The sequence below is a fragment of the Xanthomonas nasturtii genome, assembly GCF_001660815.1.
GTDB lineage: Bacteria > Pseudomonadota > Gammaproteobacteria > Xanthomonadales > Xanthomonadaceae > Xanthomonas > Xanthomonas nasturtii.
In genome coordinates, this window is the sequence record NZ_LYMI01000002.1 from 50,085 (window position 1) to 76,387 (window position 26,303).

Genomic DNA, 26,303 nt, shown 5'->3' on the forward strand with positions numbered 1-26,303 from the left:
CCGGGGCCTTTTGTTTTATGGGAAGCACTTCAATCCGTAGCCGAGGTAACGGCCAGTCGCATCCTTGTCCAGCTTCTGCTCGATGACATCCCACGCGCGATTGGGTTGGTCGGGGCGCAACTGCCGCATACCGATTGGACGCGCGACCAGATCAGCCAGTTGAAGTCCGATCGCGTTGCTTTTCTTGTCGCAGATCACCGGATCGAATGGCATTTCGACACCAGAAAAATTGTCGCCGCCACAGATGCGGCGAAATGCCAATTCCAGATCCTGATCCTCGTTATGTCCACGTGCCTCGCACAGAACGTGCGTGGTCAATGCTGCCCCGCGTTGCGCGACCTGGCCCTGTTTGCCGAGCTTGTAGTACATCCGCTCAAGGCAGAAACGCATCGAGATTTCGTAAGGATTTTCCCCGCGCTGGCGATCCTGAAGGCGACGCTTGTCGATAACAGCAGAAAAAATGGTCATCGGTGCGGACGCCAACGCATCTGTCAGGGCATCGATAAACGCCTGTTTCTTCTGGCGATCACGCAACACCGAAAACGCGCCGATATCGCGGCGTATCTCGCGTTCGTGCAGCACCACGGCATCGTGGCCGAACGTCGCGAACTTGATTCGTTGAATGGCCGGTACCACTGCAGCCATGTAATCGCGTTTGCTGATCAAGCAGCACGACAGCACGAACAGCGGGAAGGCCGGGTCAATGGTGGCCATCCCGTGATCGCCGCTTTCATCCACAAACACGATGTAGTCGCTGAACTGCACTCTCAGCTCCGCAACCCCACACCACGCCGCAGCAGCCACAGCGCCAGTGCGCTGAGCACGGCGACAAAGCCCAGCATCAGTGCGTAGGCGACCCAGATCGGTACGTCCGAGCTGCCGAGCAGGCCGTAGCGGAAGGCGTTGACCATGTAGAAGATCGGGTTGGCATGGGTGGCCGCCTCGGCCCAGCCGGGTAGCAGTTTGACCGAATAGAACACGCCGCCCAGGTAGGTCAGCGGGGTCAGGATGAAGGTGGGCACGATTGCCACGTCGTCGAACTTCTTGGCATAGACCGCGTTGACGAAGCCGGCCAGCGAAAAGATGATCGCGCCCAGCAGCACGGTGGTCAGCGTGACGAACGGATGCGGGATACGCACCGGGGTGAAGAACATCGCGATGATCAGCACGATTGCCCCGACCATCACCCCGCGCAACACCGCGCCGGAGACATAGCCCCACAGGATCACCCAGTTGGGCATCGGGCTGACCAGCAGCTCTTCCACATGGCGGCCGAACTTGGCGCCGAAGAAGCTGGAGGAAATGTTGCCGTAGCTGTTCTGGATCACGCTCATCATCACCAGGCCCGGCACGATGAACTGCATGTAGCTGTAGCCGCCCATGTCGCCGACGCGCGAGCCGATCAGCCCGCCGAAGATCAGGAAGTACAGCGTCATGGTGATGGCCGGCGGCACCAGGGTCTGGCCCCAGATGCGCAGGATGCGCTGCACTTCGCGGCGCACGATGGTGCCCAGCGCAATCCAGTTGCGTTGGCGGGGTGTGGCGGGCGTGGCGGACATCGACGGCTCCGAAGGACTCATGGGTGACCTGCCGGGCGCGCGGGCGCCGCTGCCGCAGGGGCCGGGTCGGCAAGGGTCTCGCCGGGCCCGGTCAGGCGAACGAACAATTCTTCCAGCCGGTTGCTCTTGGTGCGCATCGAGCGCACCCGGATGCCGGCATCGCCCAGTGCGGCGAACACGCGGTTGAGGTCCATGGCGCGCGGCATGTCCAGATCCAGCGTATGGCCGTCGATGGCGGTGAGCGTGGTGCCTTCGATCGCCGGCAGCTGCGCGGGCAGGTCACCGTCGATATCGAACAGGAAACCTTCCACGTCGAGCTTGGCCAGCAGCTCGCGCATCGGCCCCTGGGTGACGATCTGGCCGTGGTTGATGATGGCCAGGTTGCGGCACAGGTGCTCGGCTTCTTCCAGGTAATGGGTGGTCAGGATGATGGTGGTGCCGGCGGCGTTGATGTCCTTGAGTACGCGCCACATGTCGCGGCGGATCTCGATGTCCACGCCAGCGGTGGGTTCGTCCAGGATCAGCAGGCGCGGCTGGGTCATCATGGCGCGGGCGATCATCAGCCGGCGCTTCATGCCGCCGGAGAGCGTGCGGCTCATGACCTGGGCCTTTTCCCACAGGTGCGCGCGGCGCAGTTCCACTTCGGCCAGCGCCTCGGCCTCGCGCCGCGGCATGCCGTAGAAACCGGCGTAGTTGACCAGGATGTCGAAGGGTTTTTCGAACAGGTTGAAGTTGATTTCCTGCGGCACCAGGCCGATCAGGCGCATCGCCTCGCTGCGATGGGTGACCAGGTCGGTACCGAACACCTCCACCTGCCCGCCGGACAGGTTCACCAGCGAGCTGATGATGCCGATCAGGGTGGATTTGCCGGCGCCATTGGGGCCGAGCAGGGCGAAGAAATCGCCCGGAACCACGTCCAGCGACACGCCCTTGAGCGCCTGGGTGCCGTTGTCGTAGGTCTTGCGCAGGTCGCACACGCGCAGGGCGGGCGCCATGGGAGAGGGTGAATTCAAGATGGTCCTTCGCGCCAGGGTGCCGGCGCAGCGAGTTGCAGCCCGTTATTATAGAAGCCCGTGGGGGTTTGCCCCGATCACAGACTGTCCCAAATACGTTCGTGCCCGTTCAATTCCCCCTCAAGCTTGTCGACCGGCGCATGATTGCGCCCACCGTGGCCCACTGCCAGTTCGTGCGTGACGACGGGCAGCCGCTGGATTTCCAGCCCGGCCAGTTCATCCAGATCCATTTCGATTACGCCGATGGCACGCCGACCAAGCGCAGCTATTCGCTGGCGACCATCCACGACCACGCGCTGGGGCCGGGCGAGGCGGTGGAGATCGCGGTGAGCTTCGTGCCCGGCGGCTCGGCCACGGCGCTGTTCGAAGGCCTGGAGATCGGCGACCAGCTGCTGGCCAGCGGGCCCTACGGCCGCCTCCGCCTGCAGCCGGGCGACCACAACCAGCGCTATGTGCTGATCGCCACCGGCACCGGGGTCACCCCGTACCGGTCGATGCTGCCGTTGCTGGCCGAGGCGATCGCCACCCGTGGCGTGCAGGTGGTCCTGCTGCAGGGCGCGCGCACGCCGGCCGAGCTGCTGTACGGCGAGGATTTCCGCGCGTTTGCCGAGGCGCATCCGCAGTTCCGCTACGTGCCGTGTTTCTCACGCGAGTTGCCCGCCCAACCGCATGCCGATGTGCGGCATGGCTATGTGCAGCAGCATCTGGCCGCGTTCGCACCCGATGCCGCGCACGATATCGCCTACCTGTGCGGCAACCCGGACATGGTGGACACCTGCCTGGAGGCGCTGAAGGTGGCCGGGCTGCCCAGTGCGCAGATCCGTCGCGAGAAGTACGTCAGCTCCACGCCGCCCAAGGTCTGAGGCGGCATGCAGGCGGCGCGCCCGCGGCCTGCCCCTGCCTGTGCGCTGTGACGACAGGCGGCGCGGCGCCGCCTTGCTGCGGCGCTAGGCCATTGCGGCCCGAAGCGCCGGCGGGCGCTGCAGCTCCACCGTGACATGCACCAGTTCTTCGTGGATCTGCAGTGCGTTGCGCACCAGCTGCGCGTCGATATCGGCTGCGGTGACCAGGCTGACGACGCAGGCATATCGCTCGCTGCCGACGCGCCAGACATGCAGATCGGCGATGTCGATCGCATGGGGAAGCTCGGCGATGACCTGCTTCACTTCTGCCACCACCGGTGCGTCCATTTCCGCATCCAGCAATACGCTGCCGGTGCTGCGCAGCAGGCCCCAGGCCCAGACGGTGACCAGCACCGCACCCACAATGCCCATGATGGGATCCAGCCAGGTCACGCCCCAGTGCATGCCGGCCACCAGCGCCACAATCGCAAGCACCGAGGTCGCCGCGTCGGCCACCATGTGCAGATATGCGGCACGCAGATTGAGATCGCTGTGCGCATCGTGGTGATGACCATGACCATGATGTCCGTGCGTGTGCGCATGGCCATGACTGTCATGCGCGTGCGCGTGGCCGTGCGGATGACCATGCGCGTGGCCATGCCCATGCGAATCGCGCAGCCACCATGCGCAGATCAGGTTCACCAGCAGGCCGATCACCGCAATCACGGTGGCTTCCTGATACTGGATGGCTTTGGGCGTCAACAGCCGTTCCACCGACTGGAACGCCATCAGCCCGGCCACGCCCAGCAGCAGGATCGCGCTGGTGTAACCGCCCAGTACCTCGACCTTCCAGGTGCCGAAGCTGAAACGCACATCGCCGGCATGCTGCCGTGCGAAGCGATAGGCGAACAACGCCAGCCCCAGCGCCAGCGCGTGCGAACTCATGTGCCAGCCGTCGGCGAGCAGGGCCATGGAGTTGAGCGTCCAACCGCCCACGATCTCCACCACCATCATGATCACGGTCAGGATCACCGCCTTGCGGGTGCTGCGTTCGGCGAGCGGGTTGGCGCTGGCAAAGGTGTGCGACTGCGTGCAATGCGGCGCGGGGTGCGTGATCGACATCGGCGGTGGCTCTGGCTAAGGTACCCCCACAGGGTATCCCAAATACCCCTGGGGGGTATAGTTCGATGGCACATCTGAATCAGGACAAATCCAAACTGCTTGCGCGCGTGCGCAGGATCCGCGGGCAGGTGGAAGGGCTGGAAAAAGCCTTGGCGCAGGACGTGGAGTGCACCGCGTTGCTGACCCAGGTGGCTGCGTTCCGCGGCGCGGCGCAGGGCTTGATGGTCGAGCTGCTCAGCGCGCATCTGAAGCATCACGTTGCCGCGCCGGAGGCACTGGGCGAGCGCGAGCTGGCGGTGGATGACATCACAGCCATCCTCAAGACCTATCTCAAGTAAGCGCGACCACCGCAACGAGCGGGCGTAGTCAGGTGTGCGTGGTCTTCGCCTGGTACGGCATGCGCGGGCCGTCTCACGCATGCAACCGCGTGAGCCAACGCGGGTGACAAACCGCATCGCACGCATCACGCCAGCAAAGACGGTGCGCGCGATGCGGACAGGCGCGTCGCGCGCTGGAGTGCCTGCATCAAGGTGGAGTGCCGATGACGCAGACCGCGCATGGCCGATTGCAGTGCGCGGCCCGGTGCCATGCACGCTCAGCGCGCCGTCGGCTCCAGTGTCAGCAGCACCACATCGTTGCTGCGCATCGGCAGGCTGATCTCGACCAGGCCATCGGCGCCCAAGCGCACGCGACGATCCTGTTGGGGCACATCGCGCGTGGCCTGTTGCAGCGGCGTCAACTGACGCGGCGCCAACTCCTTGGGCATGCCCATGTCGATGTACAGCGACAGCGGGTCGTTGCGCCGGTAGCCGGTCTTGCGCACCTGCAGCTGGTAGGTGCCAGCCGGCACATGCGTCACGCGCATGCGCAGCGGTGCGCTGTCGGTGGCTGGCGCCTGCTCGGTATTAAACGACGTATTGCTCACCGCCTGCACCGGCTGCTGCCAATCCCACACCAGCGCAGCCAGACGCTTGCCGTCCACTGCGGCCAATGCATGCGCATCGGCGAGCGGAATCTCGCGGCCCTTGAGCGCGTTCAAGTATTTGTAGGCGAACCAAGCCGGCTTGCGAATGCCTTCGCGGTTCATCAGCCCGAACCCGCCATGGAACGGCGTAGGCGGCGGGCCGGGTTCTTCGAACAGATCGGTATAGGTCCAGTAACTCATGCCCTGCACCAGGCCTTTGACCTGCTTGAGCTTGGTCAGGATGTAGGATGCGTTGATGTAGCTGTCGTGCACGTAATCGCGTGGCGTGTAGCTGCTGCTCCACTCGGTGAGGTACAGCGGCAGATCCGGGAATGGCGAGGCCTGGATCTGTGCATGGACGCGGCGCACATCGCCAACAATGGCATCCGGCGATGCAGACAATTTGACGTCCTGCTTGCCGTTTTCATCCAGAAAGCCGCCGTCCACGCCGTAGGTATGCGTGGTCACGAAATCGATCGGCAGCTTGCAAAAAATCCGAACGCATTGCCGCTTCCGCTGAAGGTCGAGCAGGCAGCGTAACGCAGTGCGGCAGAGCACTGCAGACCAGACGAAGTGACATGGAACGGCTGACAGACGGGCTGCGCACTTGCCAGGCGGGTCCCGCCGTTGCTGCGAACCCTGACGTAACACGCGTACGCTGCGGTTCCTGTGCGCCGTCTGCAGCCACTGACGACCGCTCGCGACGTGTTGTTAGCCGCTCCTGGACCAGGCAACGGAGACGTACGCAGATGTGTCCGCTCGAATGTGTAAAGGATGCTTGACAGAAGGACTCGGCAAGCGCATCTTGCCTGTCAAGCGCACTTGACAGGCGAATGCGATGCGGCAGCGGCGTAAGCAAATGGAATGCGGGCATGGCTGCGCAGCAAAACGTGCTGTGCACACCGTCGCCGGACGTATGCGCAGTGAGTACGCCGTGCATGCACCCGTTGCGCCGAGGCCGTGCAAATGAACCGCTGCAAGCGCAACGCGCTGCTGGTGTTCTTGCTGGGCCTGGTCTTGCTCGGCATCGGGCTGCTGGGGGTGTGGCAGGTGCTGCCCTTGAACAATTACATCGCCGGGCTTAGCGCCGGTATCGGTGGCTCGTGCATGCTGCTGTCGCTGCCGATGTGGCTGGCGCGCAGCGACATGCGCGACAGCACCCGCCCTGCCTTGGCACAGCGCTATTACCGTGAATTCGGCGTACCGATGCTGGTGTACGTGGCGGTGATGCTGTTTTGGCGTTACCTGCTTGCGCACGTGGCCCCGAACTGGGCGCGGGTGCTGATTGCCTTGCTGCCGGCATTGCTGGTGGTGCTGGTGATTCGCGCGGTGGCGCGTTACGTGCGCGATTGGGACGAGATGCAACGGCGTATCGAGCTGGAAGCGATCGCCATTGCCGCCGGCCTGGTCAGCGGTGCGTACATGACCGCCGGATTTCTGCAGGCCGCCGAGCTGATCGACATCCCGGCAAGCGCGGCGATGCTGTGGGTGTTCCCGCTGCTGTGCGCCATCTATGGCATCACCAAAAGCATCCATGCGCGTCGTTTTGCATGAATAGCCGCGTGCGCGAATTGCGCGAGGCCAGTGGCTGGTCGCAAGGGGAGCTGGCCGAGCGGTTGGGCGTGTCGCGGCAGACCATCAATGCGTTGGAAACCGGAAAATACGATCCCAGCTTGCCGTTGGCGTTTCGGATCGCACGGTTGTTCGGGGAATCGATCGAGCACGTTTTTCTTTACGAAGACGGGCATTAGAGCGTGTTATGCACCTTGAGATGAGATGCGTTGGCGGTCAGCGGCGCGCGCTCCGTGCCGCTGACCGCCAACCCTCCGGGAAGCGCCCTGTGGCGCGCCGATACCGCGTTGCGCGCCTTGCCCAGGCGGGCAGCCTGGGCCGCAGCGCACGCCTTGCCTCGACGCGCCACAGGACGCTTCGCACTCATCTCAAAGTACATAACACGCTCTAGTTGCAGCGGTCACGTATGGCCGCATGCAATGTCAGGGGACAGGGAATACCAGGAGATAGGATGACGATGCTCAAGCAATCCACAGTGGTGGTGGCAGTGCTGGTCGCGATGCTGGCTGCCGGATGCCAGCGCGCCGCAGCGCCCGCCACGGAGAGGGACGTTGCCGGAAAAACTGCCGCCGCAACCCCGGGCAACACCGCGCAGCAGCCCGCTGCGACAACGCCGCCCGGCAGCGCCGCGGGCAATCGCTACGGCGCGCTTCAGTTCACGCCGTGCACGTTGAGCTCTGGCGGCGCCGCCGGCAATATCGAAGCGCAGTGCGCCAGTCTGCGCGTGCCGGAAAATCCGGCCGCGCCGAGCGGGCGCAGCATCGCCTTGAAGATCGCCTGGCTGGAAAGCGATGCCGGCGCCGGCAGCACGCCGGACCCGGTGTTCTTCATTGCCGGTGGGCCGGGGCAGTCGGCAACCGAGGTCGCGGCCATCGTGGACATGGGGCTGCATGAGGTGGGCAAGCAGCGCGACATTTTTCTGGTCGATCAGCGCGGTACCGGTGGCTCGCATCCGCTGGAATGTCGCGATGCGGCCGGCAAGCCGCTGGACCTGGAAAACAGCAGCGCGGCCAGCGCCGAGCAACTGACCGACCATGCGCGCAGGTGCGCCGAGGGTTTGCGCAACGATGCCGACCCGCGCTACTTCACCACCAGCGAAGCCATCGGCGATCTGGACGCGGTACGCGCCGCATTGGGCGTGCAAACGTTGAACCTGATCGGTGCCTCGTACGGCACGCGTGTGGCGCAGCACTATGCCGCGCGCTATCCGCAGCACACCCGCACCGTGGTGATCGATGGTGTGGCGCCGAACGATCTGGTGATCGGCGGCGAGTTCGCACGCACCTTCGAAGATGCGATCGCGCTGCAGTCGGCGCAATGCCGTCAACAACCTGCCTGCGCCAAGCGCTTTCCGGTGGATACCGCCACGCAGTTGCGCCAGGTGGTCGAGCGGTTGCGGCAGGCACCGGTGGCCGTGGAGTATCGCGACCCGCGCACAGGCGCCGTGCGCCATGAGCAGGTCACTGCCGACACCGTCGTGGGGCTGGCGTTCGGATTCTCGTATGCGCCGGAAACCGCCTCGCTGTTGCCGCTGGTGCTGGACGAAGCCGCCGCAGGCCGTTATGCCTCGTTGATGGCGTTGGCGCAGATGAGCGCATCGGGCATGTCCGATCAGATGAATCGCCTGATGCAATGGTCGGTGTTGTGCAGCGAAGATGCCGGGCGTTATCACGCACCCGCACAGAAGGACACCACCTTGCTGGGCAACGAGGTGGCCGAGATGTTCTTCGCACCGTGCAAGGTGTGGCCATCAAAGCCGGCACCGGCGGCTGCGAGCGCGCCGTTCCGCTCGACGCTGCCGGTGTTGCTGCTCTCCGGGCAGCTCGATCCGGTGACACCGCCACGCTACGCCGAACGGGTGCTGCAAGGCCTGCCCAATGGCCGCCACGTGATTGCGCCCGGGCAGGGGCATGGCGTGTTCCGGCTGGGTTGCATGCCCAAGGTGCTGAGCCAGTTTCTGCAGACCGCCGACGCCAAGGCGCTGGATACCAGCTGCGTGGCCAGCCTCAACACCGTGCCTGCCTTTACCTCGTTCAACGGATGGGAACCATGAGCCGCATCGACCACGCCACGGAGGCGCTCGCATGATCGTCGTCGATACCCTGCACAAGTCGTTCAAGACCAAGACCGGGCTGGTGAAAGCCGTCGATGGGGTCAGTTTCAGCGCTGGCGATGGCCAGATCACCGGGCTGCTCGGTCCCAACGGCGCCGGCAAGACCACCACCTTGCGCATGCTTTACACGCTGATGTCGCCCGACCAGGGCAGCGTCACTGTCGACGGCGTGGATGTCGCCCGCGACCCGGTGACGGTGCGCCGCGCGCTCGGCGTGTTGCCGGATGCGCGCGGGGTCTACAAGCGGCTGACCGCACGCGAAAACATCGCCTACTTCGGTGAGTTGCATGGCCTGTCGCGCACGCAGATCGCGCAGCGCACGGGTTTGCTGTCCAAGGCGTTGGACATGGACGACATTCTGGACCGTCAGACCGAAGGCTTCAGCCAGGGCCAGCGCACCAAGACCGCCATTGCGCGGGCGTTGGTGCACGACCCGCGCAATGTGATTCTGGACGAGCCCACCAACGGCCTGGATGTGATGACCACCCGCGCCATGCGCGGCTTCCTGCAGCAGCTGCGCGCGGAGGGACGTTGCGTGATCTTTTCCAGCCACATCATGCAGGAGGTGGCGGCGCTGTGCGATCGCATCGTCATCATCGCCAAGGGCACGGTGGTGGCATCCGGCAGCGCCGACGAACTGCGCGCCGCCACCGGCGAAGACAACCTGGAAGACGCCTTCGTCAAGGCGATCGGCTCGGACGAGGGGCTGCACGCATGAGCACCACATCGTTGTTGTCCACGCTGTGGACCGTGCTGCGCAAGGAACTGCGCGACATCTCACGCGACCGCCGCACCCTGGCATTGGCGTTGCTGTTGTCGCCGTTGCTGTACCCGATCCTGATCCTGGGCATGGGCGCCCTGAGCGAAAGCCGGGTGCGCACGCAGATCGACAAGCCGCTGGACATCCCCACGCTCGGTCGCGCCAACGCACCGAATCTGGTGCGGTTTCTGGCTGCGCAAGGGCTCAACGCGGTGGACGCGCCCGCCGATCTGACCGCGGCGATTCGCAACCAGGATGTCGACGTGGCGCTGCGCATCAGCGACAGCTATGCGCAGGATTGGCGCGAAGGCCGGCCGGCGCTGGTGGAAGTCATCAAGGACAGCACGCGGCGCGAGGCCGACGTGCCGAGCATGCGCCTGCAGGCCGCGCTCAGCGGTTATAGCCAGCAGGTCGGTGCTTTGCGGTTGCTGGCGCGCGGTATCGATGCGCAGGTGAGCCGGCCATTGGAAATCGCTGCGCAGGACCTGGCCACCGCCGAAGCCAAGCGCGGCCAGATGATGGCGATGCTGTTGCCGGTGCTGCTGGTGATCACCTCATTTTTGGGCGGCGCCTCGTTGATTCTGGATGCCACCGCCGGCGAGCGCGAGCGCCAATCGCTTGAGCCCTTGCTTGCCACGCCCGCCCCACGCAGCGCGATCGTCAGCGGCAAGATCGCGGCGGCCTGCGTGATCGGCATGGTGTCGCTAGTGCTCACGTTGTTGGCATTCAAACTGAGTGCGCAGCTATCCACCTCGAATCTGGGGCGCCAGCTCAATGTCGGTTTCGTGCCGATGCTGCAGATGCTCTTCATCCTGGTGCCGATGTTGTTCGTCGGCACCTCGCTGCTGACCTATCTGGCCGCCGCCGCCAAGAGCATGAAGGAAGCGCAGGCGCATATGACCTGGCTGTTGCTGCTGCCGATGCTGCCCGGTTACGCGCTGATGGCGTATCCGCTGAAAACGCAGCTATGGCATTTCGCGGTGCCGTTTCTGGCGCAGAACCAGATGCTGTTGAAGGTGATCCGCCACGAGACCATCAACGCGCAGACCTGGGCGGTGTATCTGCTGGCGGGTTTCGGTGTTGCGGCGTTGTTGTGGTATGCAGCACTGCGCCGTTATCACCAGGAGCGTCTTGCGATTTCAGGATGATGTTGGTTGCCCTACGCCTTGTTTTAAAACTTGCCCCGGCCTAGTGGTCCGGCGTATAGAGGCTCACGTGACCGAGCCAGCTACGGATCACCATGACCTCGACACCCCAACGAATTCCCACAGGACCGATGATGGACACGACAGCAGGAACTATCGGCGGCGGCGCACGCGTCCTCGTGGTCGGCGCAAGCTTCGCCGGGCTCTCGACTGCCTACTGGATGGATCGGATCGGCTACACCGTCACGGTGATCGAAGTCGCCAAGGGGCTGAAGAAGGGCGGTTCGCCCGTCGACGTGCGCGAAGGAACGGTCGATATCGTCCGCCGCATGGGGCTTCTCGATGAGATACGCGCCTTGAGCCTGCCGCCGAAGCGAACGGAGTTCCGCAACGCGCAAGACCAGGTCGTCGCGACGATGGAAGGCCAGCATGCGCTGCCGCAGGCAGAAGACTATGAGATCGAACGGGATGTCCTTCTGGAACTGCTATCGGGCAAGATCAAGGGTCGGGTCGAATGCATCTTTGGCGACAGTATCGCGGCGATCGAGCAGTCCTGCGACGACGTCGAGGTGACATTCTCGGGCGGGAACCGAGGACGGTTCGAGCTGGTGTTCGGTTGCGACGGCAGTCATTCATCGCTTCGAAAGATGATCTTCGGGCCAGAGAAGGAGTTTGCCCTGTTCCTGCAGAACTACTTCGCGATCGCCATCGTCGACACCTTGCTGATTCCGCAGGACACCACGCAGATTTACAACGTGCCAAGCAAGACGATGATGCTCAACGCCTACAACGGGAAGACCGATGTCTGCTTCTGCTTCTATTCCGAGAAGGAATTCGACTACGACTATCGTGATGCCGAACAGCAGCGCCGCATCATTCGGGAGCATTTCGAGACCGAAGGCTGGCGCGCCCCCGAGATGATCGCAGAGGCGTTGCGTTCGCCCAATTTCTATTTCGACAAGTTCAGCCAGATAAGGATGTCTAGCTGGAGCAAGGGACGGGTTGCATTGGTCGGCGACGCCGCGTATTGCGCAACGCCTGCTGCCGGCATGGGCGGATCGTTGGCGATTGTCGGGGCCGCAGCCCTTGCCGATGCCTTCATGGAACACGAGGGACGGCACGAAGATGCTTTCCGCGACTACGACGCGCGCCTGCGTCCATTCATCGACGAGGTCCAGAAACAGGCGATCGACTTCGGGCTCGAGATGATTGCCCCCAGAACGCAGGAAGCGATAGACCAACGGAATGCGCAGTTCGCGGCGGGTTAGAGCGTCTGCGACCAGCATGCTTGAGCGTGTATGCGAAGCTGCGGCTTGCAACCCGCCACACGCGCACATGCACCAGTCGCCCCCGCGCGCTACGACGCAGCGCAGCGCAGCATAGCCACGACGAAAAGCCCGCATCGCTGCGGGCTTTTGCTGTTTCTATGCTATCAACGCTCCAGGCATCAACCGCCTGGATTGAACGACAGCGTACGCCGTGTCGTCACAGGTGCGGCAACCGGTTCGAAACGCCAACGCTTCACCGCGTTGAGCGCTTCGCGATCGAACACGCGCGGCGGGTTGGCGCGCAGCACGCGCGAGGCGGTGATTGAGCCGTCGGTACCGACCGTGAGTTCCACCAGCACTTCGCCGGAGGTGCCGGCGCGCAGGGCTTCAGGGGGATAACGCGGCGCCGGGGTGCTGATCGGGCGCAGCGACTGTGCGGCCGGTGCAGCGGCCGTCGCTGCCGCTGGTGCCGGACGCGGTGCTGCCGGCGCCGGCGTTTCGGCCTGACGGCGTGCAGCGGCTTGGCGCTCGGCTTCGGCGGTCTGCTGGCGGGCAGCTTCCTGCTGGGCGGCAATCTGCTGGGCAGCGGCGGCTTCGCGGGTCTGCTGCTCGGCCAGGCGCTTCTGCTCGGCGGCCTGCTTGGCCTTGTCCTCGACCAGCTTCTTGGCCTGCTCGGCATCCTGCTCGGAGCGGCTGGCGGCGGTCTTCATGCCGGTTTCCAGACCGGCCTTCAGACGCGGCAATGCCGGCGCCTTGGGGTCGACTTTTTCGATCAACGCAATCAACCGCTGCGCTTCCGGGAATTCTTCGCGGCTGATGCCTTGTTCGGCGGCGATCAGCGTGTATGGCAGCAGGTCGGTCAGCGCGCTGTTGACGGTGGCGTCCTGCGGCTGCTTCTCACGCAAGGCCAGGTAGTACTCCACCGCGTTATCGCCGGCCGGGGCGTACATGCGGTTGTCCTGCAGCGCCTTGGTGGCCGATGCGCGCAACTGGTCGGCAGCCATCGACTGCACCTGCGGCGAGACCGCCGTGGCCGGCGTCGGTGCGGTGGCCGTTGCGGCCGGCGTTGCGCCGGTGGCTGGCGTGGTGCTGGCGGCCTTGTCTTCCTGCTTGGAGCAGGCGGCCAGGCTCACCAGCAAAATGACCGGCGCGATCCGGCGTGCCATACGGCCCTGTGTCAGATCCAACATGCGTCCCCCTTACCCCGAGTGCGAAAGATAACGTTGCTGCGGCGAGCGCCGGCCATTGTTCCCGCAATGGACGGCAATGCCGCAATCTAGCATTGCCGGGGCGGTCTAAGCCAAGGGTTGCGCGGCGAACCGGCGAAATTCATCCCGCCGGGGTCGCCATGGCTGCGGCGGCCGGCACGCGTGCCGCCGGTTCGGGCGGCGGCGGGGCGGGGCAGTAATGGCGCAGGAAGTCCGCGTGCGCGGGCAGCCGCCCCAGTGCCGTTTCCACCCGGGTGCGGATGTTGTCCAGGAAATGACGAAGCTCGGCATCGCCCATCAGGTCGGCGACCGGGTGGTGCTGCTGCGGCACGATGCCCTGGCCCAGCATCACCTGCACCCACGAGTTCTCCGCGAACAGCTCGTTGGTCTGGTGGAACACGCGCCCGCTCTGGCGGAACAGCTCCACCCGGTGACGCAGCGACTCGGGGATGTCCATTGCCGCGCAGTCGCGCCAGAACGGCGTGTCGCGGCGATCGGTGGCGTGGTAATGCAGGATCACGAAATCGCGGATATGGGTGATCTCCTCGGCCGCCTGGCGGTTGTACTCGGCGATGTCCACCGCGTTGATGACCTGCGGAAAGGTCTGCAGCAGGCGGATGATGCCGCGCTGGATCAGGTGGATGTTGGTCGATTCCAGCGGTTCCAGGAACCCGCTCGCCAGGCCCAGCGCCACGCAGTTCTTTTCCCACACCCGGTGGCGCTGGTTGGGGGTGAAGCGCAGCGGCCGCGGCTCGGTGAGCGCGCGCCCGGTGAGGTTGCGTTCCAGCACCGCGCGGGCGCTGTCCTGGTCCATGTAGCGGCTGGAATACACGATGCCGTTGCCCACCCGGTGCTGCAGCGGAATGCGCCACATCCAGCCGGCCTGGTCGGCGCGCGAGCGGGTGTAGGTCACCGGCGGGCCCACCGATTCGGTCTGCACCGCCAGCGCGCTGTCGGCGAACAACCAGCGCGACCAATCGTCGCTGCCGACGCTCAGCGTCTTGCCGATCAGCAGGCCGGCAAAGCCGGTGCAATCCAGGAACAGGTCGCCTTCCACCCGCGTGCCGTCCTGCAGCGTCAGCGCGGTCAGAAAACCGCTTTCTGCATCAGTTTCCACCTGGCCGATGCGGCCTTCGATGCGCTGCACGCCGAAGCCTTCGCTGAAGCGGCGCAGGAAGCGCGCGTACAGCCCCGCATCCAGGTGATAGGCGTAATTCATGCCGCCGTTGGGCAGGTGCGCAAAGCGGCCTTCCTGCGCGGCGCGTAATTCCAGGCAGTAGTCGCCGAAGTCGCGCGCCACGCCGCGCTGCTGCCCCTTCAACCAGAAGTGCTGGAACCCGGCACTCCAGTGATCGGTACCGGCATGGCCGAAGGAGTGGATATAGTGCCGGTCCACATCGCGCCAGTGTTCGAAGGCGATGCCGAGCTTGATGGTGGCCTGGGTGGCGGCCATGAAGGCGGCCTCGTCGATCTCCAGCAACCGGTGGAAGGTGACCAGGCTGGGGATGGTGGCTTCGCCCACGCCCACCGTGCCGATCTCGTCCGATTCCACCAGGGTGATCTGCAGGTGCCGGCCCAGCAGCTTGGACATCGCAGCGGCCGCCATCCAGCCGGCGGTGCCGCCACCGGCGATGACGACGCGGCGCACCGGGCGCTGTTGCGGGTCCAAAGGCGTGGTGTCGGGCATGTCGAAATCCTCAGCGATTCAAACGTTGCAGCAGCCGCGCGCGCAGGCTGCGCGCGCGGGTCTCGTCCATCGGCGCCAGCACGCCGCGCGCCGCCTCGGGGATGTGCGCTGCGGTCTGCGCGTCGGCATCGAACACGTAATGGTCGAACACGTCCTGCCAGATCGCGCGTTGTTCGGCTGGCAGGTCGCGGAGGGTGAGAAGCGCCAGCATCAGCGCGTTCATCGGCGAATCCATGTAGGCCGGGCTCTGCCGCCACCAGAAGTTCACCAGCACGTTGAAGCTTTCCAACGCCTCGACGTGATGCCACCACATGCTGGGGATGAACAACGCATCGCCTGGTTCCAGCTCGGCAACACATGCGTGTTCCAGCGCCTGTGCGTAACGCGGAAAGCGCTGCAAATCTGGCGCGGCGATATCCACCAGGCTGACCGGCTGCCCGGCTGGGGTGAGATCCAGCGGGCCGATATACAGATTGCCCAGTTGTTCTGGCGGAAACAGCGTAAAGCGGCGGCGACCGGCGACCACGCAGGCCAGGTTGTCCGGCAGGTCCTGATGCGCGGCGATGCGGGTGCGGTTGCCGATCCAGATGCTGGCCAGCGGCTCGGCCTGCGGCAGCGCGATGGGATTGGCGGCGCGCAGGCCGGGCAGGTAGGTGTCCAGGGTGGTGGAGCCGACATAGATCGCCGGCGGCTGCGCGTTGTGCAGGTCGCGCAACAAGGTGTCCAGCACCACGGCCAGCGGCACGCGCTCGGGGCGGAAATTGAAGCCGCTCATATCCGCGTTGTAGAAGAAGCGCCCGCCGATGTCCGGCGGGCCGACCTGCGCCACCACCGCCTCGCCGCGATCGAAACCGCGTAAGTACGTTGCCGCTGCCTGCGCAGATGACGCACCGGCCTGCGCCAGTGGCCAGTCGCGCACCAGCCCGCGCAGCAGCAGCGGCGTGGTGGAGCGAAGGATGGCCGGATCCAGCTGGCGTGCGTCCAGACCGTGGCGCTCTTCGATGGCGCGCGGCTCAGCCGGCATGACGGCGATTCATGCGTTCGAGCAGATGACGGAATTGCGCGATCGAGGCCACCGCCATGTACAGCGGTTCCAGATCGCCATGCCGGTGCAGTGCAAGCAGCGCGTCGTCGTCGAGCGCACGCAGGCGTTCTTCGTGCACGGCATAGAGCCCGGCCAGGCGGCATTCCAGACCGTTGTTCAAGCTGGCTTCGAACGTGAACGGTTCGAGCAGGTCGTAACGCAGCAGGCGTTCGACAAACGCCTCACTCGCGGCCAGCCCATCGTGCAGCGTGCGCAGCACCTGGCTGATGTGGTCGAGAAAGTCGGTAGTGCCGCCGTGTTCGCGAAACAGCAACTCGCCATCGCTGCTGCTGATGCGCGGGCTGTCCAGGTCCACGTGCACCATCGGCCCGTCGGGTTGTTCGCCGATCAGAAACGGTTGGCGCTGGATCGCCAGCGGCACATACGGCGCATCCCAGCGCGCGCCATCCAGAAACAGGTTTTCGCCCAGGCGTAATCCCAGCAACGCCAGCGGCTGAAAACTGCGCTCGCCGCTGCGATGGAACACGATGGGGTATTGCGCCTGCAGCTGGCGGAATTCCTGCGGAAAGGTCGCAGCCGACATCACGTCGTCGCCGTAGGCGGCGCCGTGCGCGGTGATCACGCGCAGCTCGCGGTGATCCAGATTATTCAACAACACGGCATTGGTCATGGGGAGTGGTACAGCACGCGGGGCGCGTGGCCCATGCTTCAACGAATCGCCATTGCACGGCAAGCCCCGCACGCACCTACGTGCCGGGCCGGATGCAATAGCCGTGTACGTCCCCCGGCAGCCTAGTAGCCTGGCTGCCGGGGGACGCATGGAGTCACTGCAGCGATGCCATCAAACCTGCATCGCCACGGCGTGCATCACCAGAACTTGTAGCGCACGCCCAACATGTAGCGCGGGCCGGTCTGGGTGGCGTAGACGATCTGGTTCTTCTGCCGGCCATGCTGGCGCTGCACCTCGTCGGTGAGGTTGATCGCCTCCAGGCTCAGCGACAGCTTCTCGGTCCACTGGTAGCCGATGCTCAGATCCAGCTGACCATAGGCTTCGGTATAGACCGGGTTGGGCTGGCTGCCGCCGTCGAAACGCGCAGCCAGGAACTCGTCGCGCCAGTTGTAGGCCGCACGCACCTGCCACTTGTCCTTGTCGTAGAAGCCGACGAAGTTGGCCGAATCGCTCAGACCTTCCAGCGCGAACTGCTCGCCGATCACCGCATTGTTGTAGGTCAGCCCGGAGTCGACCATGGTGTAGTTGGCCGACACGCCGAAGCCGCTGGCGCCGAACATGTGCTGCAGATTGAATTCCCAACCGTCCAGCGAGGCCGAGCGCTGGTTGGCCGGCGCGGTGATGGCGAAGTTGGCCACCGGGTCACCCGGCTGCCCGCTGATCACGCCGGTGGCATTGCCGTTGGCATCGTCCGCGCCACGCACCACGCCAGGCGCACCGCCGCGGTTGCGGAAGATGTAGTTGCGGATACAGGTCAGATCGGCCGAGGCGCAGCCGTTGCCCAGCGCTTCGTTCCAGTACGTTCCGCCAATCGGGGTATTCAAGCCCAGCGAGGTATCGTCGCGCGTGGTCACGCCGATGTAGTTGTCGATGTTCTTGCGGAAGAAGCCCACCGAGGCGTAGCTGGCATCGCTGTAGTACCACTCCAGCGACAGGTCGATATTGTGCGACAGCAGCGGCTTCAGGCCGGGGTTGCCTTCCTGGCCGGTGCCGCCCTCCAGGCGCGCGATCTGGTTGAGCGTCTGCCCGCCCTGGATGTCGCCCCAGCCCGGACGGCCGATGGTTTCGCCGTAGCTGCCACGCAGTACCAGGTCTTCGGTGAGCTTGAAACTCAGGTCCAGGCTGGGCAGCCAGTACTCGTACTTGCCGCTGCCGCCGGCAAACGCCGAGTCGGCCAGGCGGATCGGCAACTCGTTGTTGGCAACCCAATCGATGCCGACTGCCACCGGCACCAGCGCCTGCGCGTCCACCTTGGTTTCTTCGTAACGCACGCCGGCAGCCAGGCTGATCGGCACGCGCAGATCGTCCCAGCTGTTGTTCCACTGCAGATAGGCGTTCTTGGACTTTTCGGTCACGCGGCGGTCGGTATTGAACACCGGCGAGGTGCGGTACAGCGCCTCGTCGCCGGCTGCTTGCGCGGCGGCCTGGCGCGCGCGCTCGAAGTCGAACAGGAACAACTGATTGAACTGCGCCGGATTGCCGCTGCCGTCGATCGCATCGAAGTATTGCGCGAACGCGCTCGGAATCCACAAGTCGTCCGGATAATCGGCCGCGGTGCCGTTGCCACCCCAGGTGTCGCGCTGCACGTTGGAGAACGCCGAGCGGTTCTTGACCTCGGTGCTGCCGATGCCGAATTTCAGCTGCGAATAATTTTCGAAGGTAAAGTCGCCGTTGACCTGGGCCTGGTCGATTTCCGACTTCATGTAGCTGTTGCGGAATGCCGAGCCGGTGACCAGCGTGCGCGACGGATCCAGCCCGTTCAGCCCGAAGCCCAGCTGCTGCTGCAATACCGGGAAATCCTTGCTGAAATCCACCACCGAGGTGCCGCGGTAGAACCCGGACACGCCCAGCGAATTGCTCGAGCCGTACGGGCTGTCCGCGCCTGATTCGGCAGTGGAGCGGTGGATGTCGAAGTTGAGCTTGAACTGATCGTTCACCGCCCAATCCACGTTGAAGCCCAGCGACTTGTTCTGGTTGCGCGTGGCCGCGTTGGAGCCGGCGGTGGCCAGATCGCTGGTGGCCGGGTTGACGAATTCCGAGTAGGTGATCGGACCGGCCACCGGGCCGTTGGTCCAGGCGCTGGCCGACGGGCCGTAATTGAACCACACCGACATTTCGTTGCGCTGCTGCTGGATCTTGTTTTCCGAGTACGTGTAATCCAGCGTGGTGGTGATGTTGTCCAGCGGCTTGTACTGCAGCACCAGCTGCCCGTTGGTGCGCTGGCGTTCGACCCCAACCACGCGGTAGTTGATGTTCTGCGGCACCGAATAGATATCGTTCGGGCCAGGACGGTTGACGATGTTTTCCGAGCCAGGCGCACCTGGCTGCGGGATGGTGCCGTAGGCGGTGGAATCGCCACGGAACGAACGCCAGCCGTTGGGCACGCCGACCTGGCTGTAGCCGAAGTCGCGTTCCTGGTAGCTGCCGCTCAGCGACACGCCGAAGCGCCCATCGGCCGAGGTGTTGCTGAAGATGCCGGAGATTTCCGGGGTCAGCGCATCGCCTTGCAAACGTCCGGGCAGATTCTCGTTGGACGGATCGTGCACGCCCTTCAGACCCACATTGGCATGCATGCCGGGGTTGTCCAGCGGCCGGGCGGTCTTGATGTTGATGGTGGCACCGATGCCGCCGGTGGGCGTGCTGGCGCGGCTGGTCTTGAACACCTCGATGCCGGAGATCGACTCGGACGCCAGGTTGGCGAAGTCGAACGCACGCGAGTTGGAGGCGTTGGATTCTTCGATGCTGGCGCCGGGCATCTGCCGGCCGTTCAACAGCACCAGGTTGAAGTCCGGGCCGACGCCGCGCACGGTGACGCGCGAGCCTTCGCCCAGCGAGCGGTCGATCGACACACCGCTGATGCGCTGCAGCGACTCGGCCAGGTTGGTATCGGGGAACTTGCCGATGTCCTCGGCCACGATGCCGTCGACGATGCCTTGCGCATCGCGCTTGACGTTCATCGACGAGGTGAGGCTGCCACGGATACCGCTGACCTGGACGGTATCGAGGGTGGCGGGGTCGGCCTGGCTGGAGCCCGGGACAGTGGATGCCGATTGCGGCGCCGGCGCGGTCTGTGCGGCCAGCGGCGTCGACAATGCGAACAGCAGGGCAGACGTCAGGCGCCGCGTGCGCGGCAGGGTACGTGTCTCTCTCACGGTGATTGCTTCCCCAAACAAAAGATTAAGGCCGGCCCCGAGCGGGACAGGCAAAGGTCGATGGAACAATCGAGCATTTGTTAGTGCGGCCTTAACGAAGTCAATTTGCACTGCAGCATCGGCCGCGAGCCAATCGCGTCACACATCGTTCCAGCAGGGGCATCGCCCGGTGCACGCGCGGACGACAGCGGGGGTCGTAACATCGGGCGTCGATGGCATAGGTCAGGCGTCGGGATCGTCGTTCGAGATTGGCCGACGCCTGTAGTACTCCTGATGTGTGTTCCGTCCCGAAGCAGCCTCACTGCGACCGCCAGGGCGGCCGTGCGGGCATCGGCGCACACAGGCGGCGTGCAGATTGTCCTGGCGACAGCGCGGTTGCCGATCGCTGACGCACGCCGGTGCACGCGGATGGAACTGCGGCGCCCTCACAGCCGCGCATCACCCTTACCTACCGGAGCACTCATGATCGACCTGTACTACTGGCCCACCCCCAACGGCCACAAAGTCACCTTGTTCCTGGAAGAAGCCGGGCTGGACTACACCATCAAGCCGGTCGACATCGGCAAGGGCGAGCAGTTCGCCCCGGCGTTTCTGCAGATTTCGCCCAACAACAAGATGCCGGCCATCGTCGACCATGCACCCGCCGACGGTGGCGGCGCACAGAGCGTGTTCGAATCCGGCGCGATCCTGTTGTACCTGGCGGAAAAAACCAGCCGCTTCCTGCCGCGCGATGCACGCGGGCGCATCGCCGCGCTGGAATGGCTGTTCTGGCAGATGGGCGGGCTGGGTCCGATGAGTGGCCAGATGGGCCACTTCACCGTCTACGCACCGGAAAAGATTCCTTACGCGATCGAGCGCTACAACACCGAGGTGCGCCGTCTGCATGGCGTGCTCGACAAGCGCCTGGCCGAGCATGCCTTCCTGGCCGGCGGCGACTACAGCATTGCCGACATGGCCAGCTACCCGTGGATCGAAGTGTATGGCGACCTCAAGCCGGACTACACCGCGTTCCCGCATCTGAAGCGCTGGCATGACGCCATTGCCGCGCGCCCTGCCACGCAACGCGCGTATGCGCTGAAAGAGCAGGTCAACCCCAACGCCGGCAAGCCGCTCAGCGAGGAAGAACGCAAGCACTTGTTCGGTAAGCGCTGAGGCGTCTTGCTGAGGCAGAGCGCTGAGGCGCAGGGCTGCTGGGTATGAGCGCCGCAGGGGTTGCCTTGCATGGGGATGTCCTGGATTGGATATCGCCGCGCGCAGTAGCGCGGTCAGACACGGCACTACACAGCGGTACCAATCGCAGGGCCGGGCTGCGCCCGACCCTCATCCGGCGCTACGCGCCACCTTCTCCCGGCGGGAGAAGGAAGCTAAGCCACTTTTTCTCCCGCTGGGAGAAGCAAGCCAGAGCCCTTCTCCCTCCCGTCGGGAGAAGCAAGCCAGAGCCCCTCTCCCTGCGGGAGAGGGGTTGGGGTGAGGGTACGGATCTCGCATCACATCCGAAGCCACCATCACCCGAGCCACATCAAACCCGCGGTGGCCTCCATCCGCAGCGCGCCAACTTAGTCGGCACACTCGCTGGCCTGTGCGCGACATCCCTAATACAACCTAGCATCACGCCTACGGTCTCCCAATCGCCCCACCCAAGACCGCCACACTTCTCAAACATCGCACGCCCCCGCATCCTGTGCGCTGTCTTCAGACAGGATCTTCAATGCGCGCCCTGTTCGCCGCCCTTGCCCTCATGCTCAGCACCGTGCCCATGGCCCACGCCGAAAAACTCACCCTGGAGGCCATCACCGGCCCATTGCCGCTCGCCGGCCCCACGCTGATGAAGCCCAAGGTGGCCCCGGACGGCTCGCGCGTGACCTTCCTGCGCGGCAAGGACAGCGATCGCAATCAACTGGATCTGTGGGAATACGACATCGCCAGCGGCCAGACCCGCCTGCTGGTCGATTCGAAGGTCGTGCTGCCCGGTACCGAAGTGCTGAGCGATGTCGAAAAGGCGCGCCGCGAGCGCCAACGCATCGCCGCGCTCACCGGCATCGTCGATTACCAATGGGCGCCGGACGCACATGCACTGTTGTTCCCGCTCGGTGGCGAGCTGTATCTGTACGACCTGCGCAAGACCGGCGCGGCGGCAGTGCGCAAGCTCACCCACGGCGAAGGCTTCGCCACCGACGCCAAGCTCTCGCCCAAGGGCGGCTTCGTCAGCTTCGTGCGCGAACGCAATCTGTGGGTGATCGACCTGGCCAGCGGCAAGCCGCTGCAGCTCACCCACGACGGCAGCGAGACCATCGGCAATGGCGTGGCCGAATTCGTCGCCGACGAAGAAATGGATCGCCACACCGGCTACTGGTGGTCGCCGGACGATTCGGCCATTGCCTTCGCGCGTATCGACGAAGCGCAGGTGCCGGTGCAAAAGCGCCCGGAAGTGTATGCCGACCACACCGAGGTGATCAGCCAGCGCTATCCGCAGGCCGGCCAGCCGAATGTGGCGGTGCAATTGGGCGTGATCGCGCCGCGCGCCAAGGCGGCTCCGCGCTGGATCGACCTGGGCAAGAATCCGGATATCTACCTGGCACGCGTGGACTGGCGCGATCCGCAGCGGCTGACCTTCCAGCGCCAGTCGCGCGACCAGAAAACCCTTGAGCTGATCGAAACGACGCTGGCCAGCGGCGCGCAGCGCACGCTCATCACCGAAACCTCGCCCACCTGGGTGCCGCTGACCAACGACCTGCGTTTCCTCAAGGACGGCCGCTTTCTCTGGAACTCCGAACGCAGCGGGTACGAGCACCTCTACCTTGCCTCCGACGACGGTCGCACGCTGACGCCGCTGACCTCCGGCGACTGGGTGGTGGATGCACTGCTGGCCGTCGATGAGCAAGCCGGCACGGTGTATTTCGCCGCCAGCAAAGAGTCGCCGACCCAGACCCAGATCTACGCGGTACCCCTGGCCGGCGGCGCGATCGAAAAACGCTCCAAGACCCGCGGCACGCACGCGGCCAGTTTTGCAAACAACGCCAGCGTGTATGTCGACAGCTGGTCCAACACCACCACGCCGCCGCAGATCGAACTGTTCCGCGCAAATGGCGAAAAAATCGCCACGCTGTTGAAAAACGACCTGGCCGACCCGCAGCATCCATACGCCAAGTACCGCGACGCGCAGCGCCCGATCGAATTCGGCACGCTCAGCGCCGCCGACGGCAAGACGCCCTTACAGTACCGCCTGACCAAGCCAGACCATTTCGATCCGGCCAAGCGCTACCCGGTCATCGTCTATGTCTACGGCGGCCCCGCCGCGCAGACCGTGCTCGATGCCTGGCCCAGCCGCGGCGATGCGCTGTTCGACCAATACCTGGCCCAGCGCGGGTACGTGGTGTTTTCGCTGGATAACCGCGGCACCCCACGGCGCGGGCGCGACTTCGGTGGCGCGTTGTACGGCAAGCAGGGCACCGTCGAGGTGGAGGACCAGTTGCAAGGCGTGGCCTGGCTCAAGCGCCAGCCGTGGGTGGATGCCAGGCGGATCGGCGTGCAGGGTTGGTCCAACGGCGGCTACATGACCTTGATGCTGCTGGCCAAGCACAGCGACGCGTATGCCTGCGGCGTGGCCGGCGCGCCGGTCACCGACTGGGGCTTGTACGACACCCATTACACCGAGCGCTACATGGACCTGCCGGCCGGAAACACGGCAGGTTATCGCGACGCACGCATCGCCACCCATCTGGACGGCCTGCGCGCCAGGCTGCTGCTGATCCACGGCATGGCCGACGACAACGTGTTGTTCACCAATTCGACTGCGCTGATGAGCGAGTTGCAGCAACGCGGCACTGCGTTCGAGCTGATGACCTATCCCGGTGCAAAACATGGTTTTTCAGGCGCCACTGCACTGCATCGTTACAAGACTGCCGAAGCGTTTTTGCAGCGCTGTCTGATGCCGGTGCACGACTAGGCGCGGCGCACGAAACGTAGCGAGCGATTGTCAGCTCGACATGCGCGGCGTCCAGGAACCGGAGCGTCCGCGCGTTGCGCACCGATTCCGCGCGAAGGCAGAGCGCAGGTGCATGCCACGTGCAGGCATGGCCATTGGGCCTATCAACCACGGACGTTCGCCGGCACTCGAGACGAGCCGGTCGATGTGTTGCCAGCCGCAGCATCGCTACCGTAGCCCTGCCTGCCATGACCAAAGGCAGATTGCCGCGGTTGCTGCAGATGGGTAGGGTCGCGCTACTCAACTTGCGGATCCGCCTCATGAAGCCACTCGTTCTCGCCGTTGCGCTGGCGCTCGGTTCCTCGTTGCCATTGCAGGCACAGACCAGCAAGGCAGCGCCGACCCAGCCCGCCAGCCCGGCCTGGGTACAGACCAGCAACGGCTACGCGCAGATCCTGCTCAACGCGCAGGCACCGTTCCAGCCCGAATACGCCAGTTTCTTCGGCGTGCCGGGCTATGACGATCAAGTCATCGATCTGGGCCCGGACAATGCCGCACGCTATCGCGATGCGATGCGCAAGGCGCGCGCTGCATTGCAGGCAAAGCTGGCCACCGAGCGCGATGCCAACGTGCGCCAGGATCTGCAGATCATGATCGGTGCGGCCGAGCAGAACATCGAAGGCAGCGAGCTCAACGAGCGTTATTTGCTGCCGTGGAACGACGCCCCGGAGTTGGTCTTCAGTGGCCTCAATGGCTTGTTGTCCGACCAGACCGTGCCCGAGCGCCGCGCCAAGGCGCTGGACCGCCTCAAGCGTTACGTCGGCCTGGTGCCGGGCAGCACGCCCACCACTACACTGGCGCGCCAGCGCTACGAAGAACAGCTGGGCAACACCGCACTGTTGCAGCCCACCCAGCGCGAAGTGGAGCAGGCGCTGGCCAATGTGGACACCTATGTCGCCGGCATCGGCGAATTGTTCGCCAAGTACAAGATCGCCGGCGCCGACGAGGCGCTCAAGGCCATGTCCAGCCAGCTCAAGGACTACGCCGCCTGGACCCGCACCACCGTGCTGCCCAAGGCGCGCAAGGACACCCGCCTGCCGGAACCGCTGTATGCGTATCAACTCAAGCAGGTGGGCATCGATATCGCCCCGCAGCAGCTGATCCAGCGCGCGCAACTGGAGTTCATGGAGACCCGCTCGGCCATGCGCCAGCTGGCCCCGCTGGTGGCCAAGGCCAAGGGGGTGCAGGGCAGCGATTACGTGCAGGTGATCCGTGCGCTCAAGGGCAACACCATCGCCGACGACCAGCTGGAAACCCACTACCGCGGCGTGATCGATCAGATCGACCCGATCATCCGCCAGCAGCGCATCGTCGATGTGCCCAACCGCCCGATGCAGATGCGCCTGGGCAGCGCCGCCGAAAGCGCCGCGCAACCGGCGCCGCATTTCCTCCCCGCACCGCTGATCGGCAACACCGGCCAGCAGGGCCAGTTCGTGCTGCCGCTGGGCAACCCGACCGCCGATGGCGCCAAGAAAGAGCAATACGACGACTTCAACTTCGGCTCGGCGGCCTGGACGCTCAGCGCACATGAAGGCCGCCCCGGCCACGAACTGCAGTTCACCGCCATGGTCGAACGCGGCGTCTCGCTGGCGCGCAGCCTGTTCGCGTTCAACTCGGTCAACGTCGAAGGCTGGGCGCTGTATGCCGAAGCCGAAATGGTGCCGTACGAACCGCTCGACGGCCAGCTGATCGCCCTGCAGTTCCGCCTGCTGCGCGCCGCCCGCGCCATGCTCGACCCGATGCTCAACCTAGGCCTGATCGACCGCGAACGCGCACGCCAGGTACTGGAAGACGACGTCGGCCTCTCGCCAGCGATGACCCGCCAGGAACTGGACCGCTACACCGTCCGCGCGCCTGGCCAGGCCGGCAGCTACTTTTACGGCTACACCCGCATCCTCGAGTTACGCATGCGCACCGAATTGGCACTAGGCAAGAAGTTTGATCGCCTGGCCTTCAACAACTTCCTGCTCGACCAGGGCCTGCTCCCGCCGGATCAGCTGGCCAAGGCGGTGGAAACCCAGTTCGTTCCTGCGCAGCGGAAGTCATTGTAGGAGCGCTGGTTGACTGGGATTTGCCGGCCGTTCAAATGCTAGGCTAAGGGCGCGGCTTCCGCAGCGCGCCAGGGCAATGATCCGACG

20 protein-coding genes, 1 other RNA gene and 1 pseudogene are annotated in these 26,303 nt (G+C 64.9%); 12 read left to right on the forward strand and 10 right to left on the reverse strand.

The features are described 5' to 3' along the window. Positions 1-15: 15 nt before the first annotated feature. From A7D16_RS01010 to A7D16_RS01020, 3 genes are read right to left on the reverse strand one after another with little or no spacing between them, the layout of a single operon-like run. Positions 16-804: a DUF3800 domain-containing protein gene (locus tag A7D16_RS01010; RefSeq protein WP_064629000.1), complete on the reverse strand. Its 789-nt coding sequence runs from the start codon at positions 802-804 to the stop codon at positions 16-18. Continuing rightward, positions 768-1,580: an ABC transporter permease gene (locus tag A7D16_RS01015; RefSeq protein ID WP_193395421.1), complete on the reverse strand. Its 813-nt coding sequence runs from the start codon at positions 1,578-1,580 to the stop codon at positions 768-770. Before A7D16_RS01015 ends, A7D16_RS01010 begins: the two co-directional genes overlap by 37 nt. Continuing rightward, complete coding sequence (locus A7D16_RS01020) at positions 1,577-2,572, reverse strand: ABC transporter ATP-binding protein (RefSeq protein WP_064629004.1); 996 nt, start codon at positions 2,570-2,572, stop codon at positions 1,577-1,579. Before A7D16_RS01020 ends, A7D16_RS01015 begins: the two co-directional genes overlap by 4 nt. 35 nt (positions 2,573-2,607) lie before the next feature. Here A7D16_RS01020 and A7D16_RS01025 point away from each other — a divergent pair, with 35 nt between their 5' ends. Continuing rightward, positions 2,608-3,435, forward strand: a complete 828-nt coding sequence (locus tag A7D16_RS01025) for a ferredoxin--NADP reductase (RefSeq protein ID WP_082925681.1) — start codon at positions 2,608-2,610, stop codon at positions 3,433-3,435. Between the two features lie 84 nt (positions 3,436-3,519). Here the strand turns inward: A7D16_RS01025 and dmeF are convergent, their stop codons facing one another. Next, complete coding sequence (gene dmeF, locus A7D16_RS01030) at positions 3,520-4,536, reverse strand: CDF family Co(II)/Ni(II) efflux transporter DmeF (RefSeq protein ID WP_064629008.1); 1,017 nt, start codon at positions 4,534-4,536, stop codon at positions 3,520-3,522. A gap of 65 nt (positions 4,537-4,601) precedes the next feature. On the opposite strand from dmeF, the gene A7D16_RS01035 reads away from it, so the two are divergent. After that, positions 4,602-4,874, forward strand: coding sequence for a metal/formaldehyde-sensitive transcriptional repressor (locus tag A7D16_RS01035; protein WP_064629010.1), 273 nt, complete (start codon positions 4,602-4,604; stop codon positions 4,872-4,874). A 257-nt stretch (positions 4,875-5,131) separates the two neighbouring features. Here the strand turns inward: A7D16_RS01035 and A7D16_RS01040 are convergent. After that, a pseudogene (locus A7D16_RS01040) lies at positions 5,132-5,986 on the reverse strand (GH39 family glycosyl hydrolase); the annotation flags it as partial. A 156-nt stretch (positions 5,987-6,142) separates the two neighbouring features. Between A7D16_RS01040 and A7D16_RS01045 the strand changes: the two are divergent. From A7D16_RS01045 to A7D16_RS01080, 7 genes are all read left to right on the forward strand, one after another. Then, a non-coding RNA gene (locus A7D16_RS01045) (sX9 sRNA) lies at positions 6,143-6,217 on the forward strand. A gap of 249 nt (positions 6,218-6,466) precedes the next feature. Further along, the gene (locus tag A7D16_RS01050) at positions 6,467-7,054 is read left to right on the forward strand and encodes a hypothetical protein (RefSeq protein ID WP_064629012.1); all 588 of its coding nucleotides are present in this window, start codon (positions 6,467-6,469) and stop codon (positions 7,052-7,054) included. Then, positions 7,051-7,251, forward strand: coding sequence for a helix-turn-helix transcriptional regulator (locus A7D16_RS01055; RefSeq protein WP_064629013.1), 201 nt, complete (start codon positions 7,051-7,053; stop codon positions 7,249-7,251). The genes A7D16_RS01050 and A7D16_RS01055 overlap by 4 nt, the downstream gene beginning before the upstream one ends. A gap of 272 nt (positions 7,252-7,523) precedes the next feature. Beyond that, positions 7,524-9,125, forward strand: coding sequence for an alpha/beta fold hydrolase (locus tag A7D16_RS01065; protein ID WP_064629015.1), 1,602 nt, complete (start codon positions 7,524-7,526; stop codon positions 9,123-9,125). Positions 9,126-9,156: 31 nt separating this feature from the next. Further along, the gene (locus tag A7D16_RS01070; protein ID WP_064629018.1) at positions 9,157-9,903 is read left to right on the forward strand and encodes an ABC transporter ATP-binding protein; all 747 of its coding nucleotides are present in this window, start codon (positions 9,157-9,159) and stop codon (positions 9,901-9,903) included. Further along, positions 9,900-11,093, forward strand: coding sequence for an ABC transporter permease (locus A7D16_RS01075; RefSeq protein ID WP_064629020.1), 1,194 nt, complete (start codon positions 9,900-9,902; stop codon positions 11,091-11,093). The genes A7D16_RS01070 and A7D16_RS01075 overlap by 4 nt, the downstream gene beginning before the upstream one ends. Before the next feature lie 92 nt (positions 11,094-11,185). Next, on the forward strand, positions 11,186-12,358 hold the full coding sequence (locus tag A7D16_RS01080; RefSeq protein ID WP_204377164.1) for an FAD-dependent monooxygenase: 1,173 nt from the start codon (positions 11,186-11,188) through the stop codon (positions 12,356-12,358). Positions 12,359-12,537: 179 nt separating this feature from the next. Here A7D16_RS01080 and A7D16_RS01085 read toward each other — a convergent pair whose 3' ends face one another. The 5 genes from A7D16_RS01085 to A7D16_RS01105 form a co-directional block, all read right to left on the reverse strand. Then, a complete protein-coding gene (locus A7D16_RS01085) occupies positions 12,538-13,548 on the reverse strand; it encodes an energy transducer TonB (protein WP_064629022.1) in 1,011 nt (336 codons plus the stop codon). Between the two features lie 139 nt (positions 13,549-13,687). Further along, the gene (locus A7D16_RS01090; RefSeq protein ID WP_064629024.1) at positions 13,688-15,253 is read right to left on the reverse strand and encodes a tryptophan halogenase family protein; all 1,566 of its coding nucleotides are present in this window, start codon (positions 15,251-15,253) and stop codon (positions 13,688-13,690) included. Between the two features lie 10 nt (positions 15,254-15,263). Beyond that, positions 15,264-16,277, reverse strand: a complete 1,014-nt coding sequence (locus A7D16_RS01095) for a cupin-like domain-containing protein (protein WP_064629026.1) — start codon at positions 16,275-16,277, stop codon at positions 15,264-15,266. After that, positions 16,267-16,968 carry a SapC family protein gene (locus A7D16_RS01100; protein ID WP_064629027.1) on the reverse strand — a complete coding sequence of 234 codons (702 nt, stop codon included), beginning with the start codon at positions 16,966-16,968 and terminating at the stop codon, positions 16,267-16,269. The genes A7D16_RS01095 and A7D16_RS01100 overlap by 11 nt, the downstream gene beginning before the upstream one ends. Positions 16,969-17,165: 197 nt before the next feature. Then, entirely contained in the window at positions 17,166-20,180 is a 3,015-nt protein-coding gene (locus tag A7D16_RS01105; RefSeq protein WP_064629138.1) for a TonB-dependent receptor, read from the reverse strand. Positions 20,181-20,642: 462 nt separating this feature from the next. Between A7D16_RS01105 and A7D16_RS01110 the strand changes: the two genes are divergently transcribed. The 3 genes from A7D16_RS01110 (at position 20,643) to A7D16_RS01120 (ending at position 26,216) form a co-directional block, all read left to right on the forward strand. Next, positions 20,643-21,332: a glutathione binding-like protein gene (locus A7D16_RS01110; RefSeq protein ID WP_064629029.1), complete on the forward strand. Its 690-nt coding sequence runs from the start codon at positions 20,643-20,645 to the stop codon at positions 21,330-21,332. 556 nt (positions 21,333-21,888) lie between these two features. Next, complete coding sequence (locus A7D16_RS01115) at positions 21,889-24,126, forward strand: S9 family peptidase (RefSeq protein ID WP_064629032.1); 2,238 nt, start codon at positions 21,889-21,891, stop codon at positions 24,124-24,126. 299 nt (positions 24,127-24,425) lie between these two features. Beyond that, positions 24,426-26,216, forward strand: a complete 1,791-nt coding sequence (locus tag A7D16_RS01120) for a DUF885 domain-containing protein (protein ID WP_064629034.1) — start codon at positions 24,426-24,428, stop codon at positions 26,214-26,216. Positions 26,217-26,303: the final 87 nt, after the last annotated feature.

Coding starts and splice junctions, on each gene's coding strand:
- A7D16_RS01100 (WP_064629027.1), bottom strand. CDS start 16,968: ATGACCAATGCCGTGTTGTTGAATAATCTGGATCACCGCGAGCTGCGC.
- A7D16_RS01110 (WP_064629029.1), top strand. CDS start 20,643: ATGATCGACCTGTACTACTGGCCCACCCCCAACGGCCACAAAGTCACC.
- A7D16_RS01065 (WP_064629015.1), top strand. CDS start 7,524: ATGACGATGCTCAAGCAATCCACAGTGGTGGTGGCAGTGCTGGTCGCG.
- A7D16_RS01085 (WP_064629022.1), bottom strand. CDS start 13,548: ATGTTGGATCTGACACAGGGCCGTATGGCACGCCGGATCGCGCCGGTC.
- A7D16_RS01095 (WP_064629026.1), bottom strand. CDS start 16,277: ATGCCGGCTGAGCCGCGCGCCATCGAAGAGCGCCACGGTCTGGACGCA.
- A7D16_RS01080 (WP_204377164.1), top strand. CDS start 11,186: ATGACCTCGACACCCCAACGAATTCCCACAGGACCGATGATGGACACG.
- A7D16_RS01120 (WP_064629034.1), top strand. CDS start 24,426: ATGAAGCCACTCGTTCTCGCCGTTGCGCTGGCGCTCGGTTCCTCGTTG.
- A7D16_RS01070 (WP_064629018.1), top strand. CDS start 9,157: ATGATCGTCGTCGATACCCTGCACAAGTCGTTCAAGACCAAGACCGGG.
- A7D16_RS01050 (WP_064629012.1), top strand. CDS start 6,467: ATGAACCGCTGCAAGCGCAACGCGCTGCTGGTGTTCTTGCTGGGCCTG.
- A7D16_RS01035 (WP_064629010.1), top strand. CDS start 4,602: ATGGCACATCTGAATCAGGACAAATCCAAACTGCTTGCGCGCGTGCGC.
- A7D16_RS01115 (WP_064629032.1), top strand. CDS start 21,889: ATGCGCGCCCTGTTCGCCGCCCTTGCCCTCATGCTCAGCACCGTGCCC.
- A7D16_RS01075 (WP_064629020.1), top strand. CDS start 9,900: ATGAGCACCACATCGTTGTTGTCCACGCTGTGGACCGTGCTGCGCAAG.
- A7D16_RS01090 (WP_064629024.1), bottom strand. CDS start 15,253: ATGCCCGACACCACGCCTTTGGACCCGCAACAGCGCCCGGTGCGCCGC.
- A7D16_RS01015 (WP_193395421.1), bottom strand. CDS start 1,580: ATGAGTCCTTCGGAGCCGTCGATGTCCGCCACGCCCGCCACACCCCGC.
- dmeF (WP_064629008.1), bottom strand. CDS start 4,536: ATGTCGATCACGCACCCCGCGCCGCATTGCACGCAGTCGCACACCTTT.
- A7D16_RS01055 (WP_064629013.1), top strand. CDS start 7,051: ATGAATAGCCGCGTGCGCGAATTGCGCGAGGCCAGTGGCTGGTCGCAA.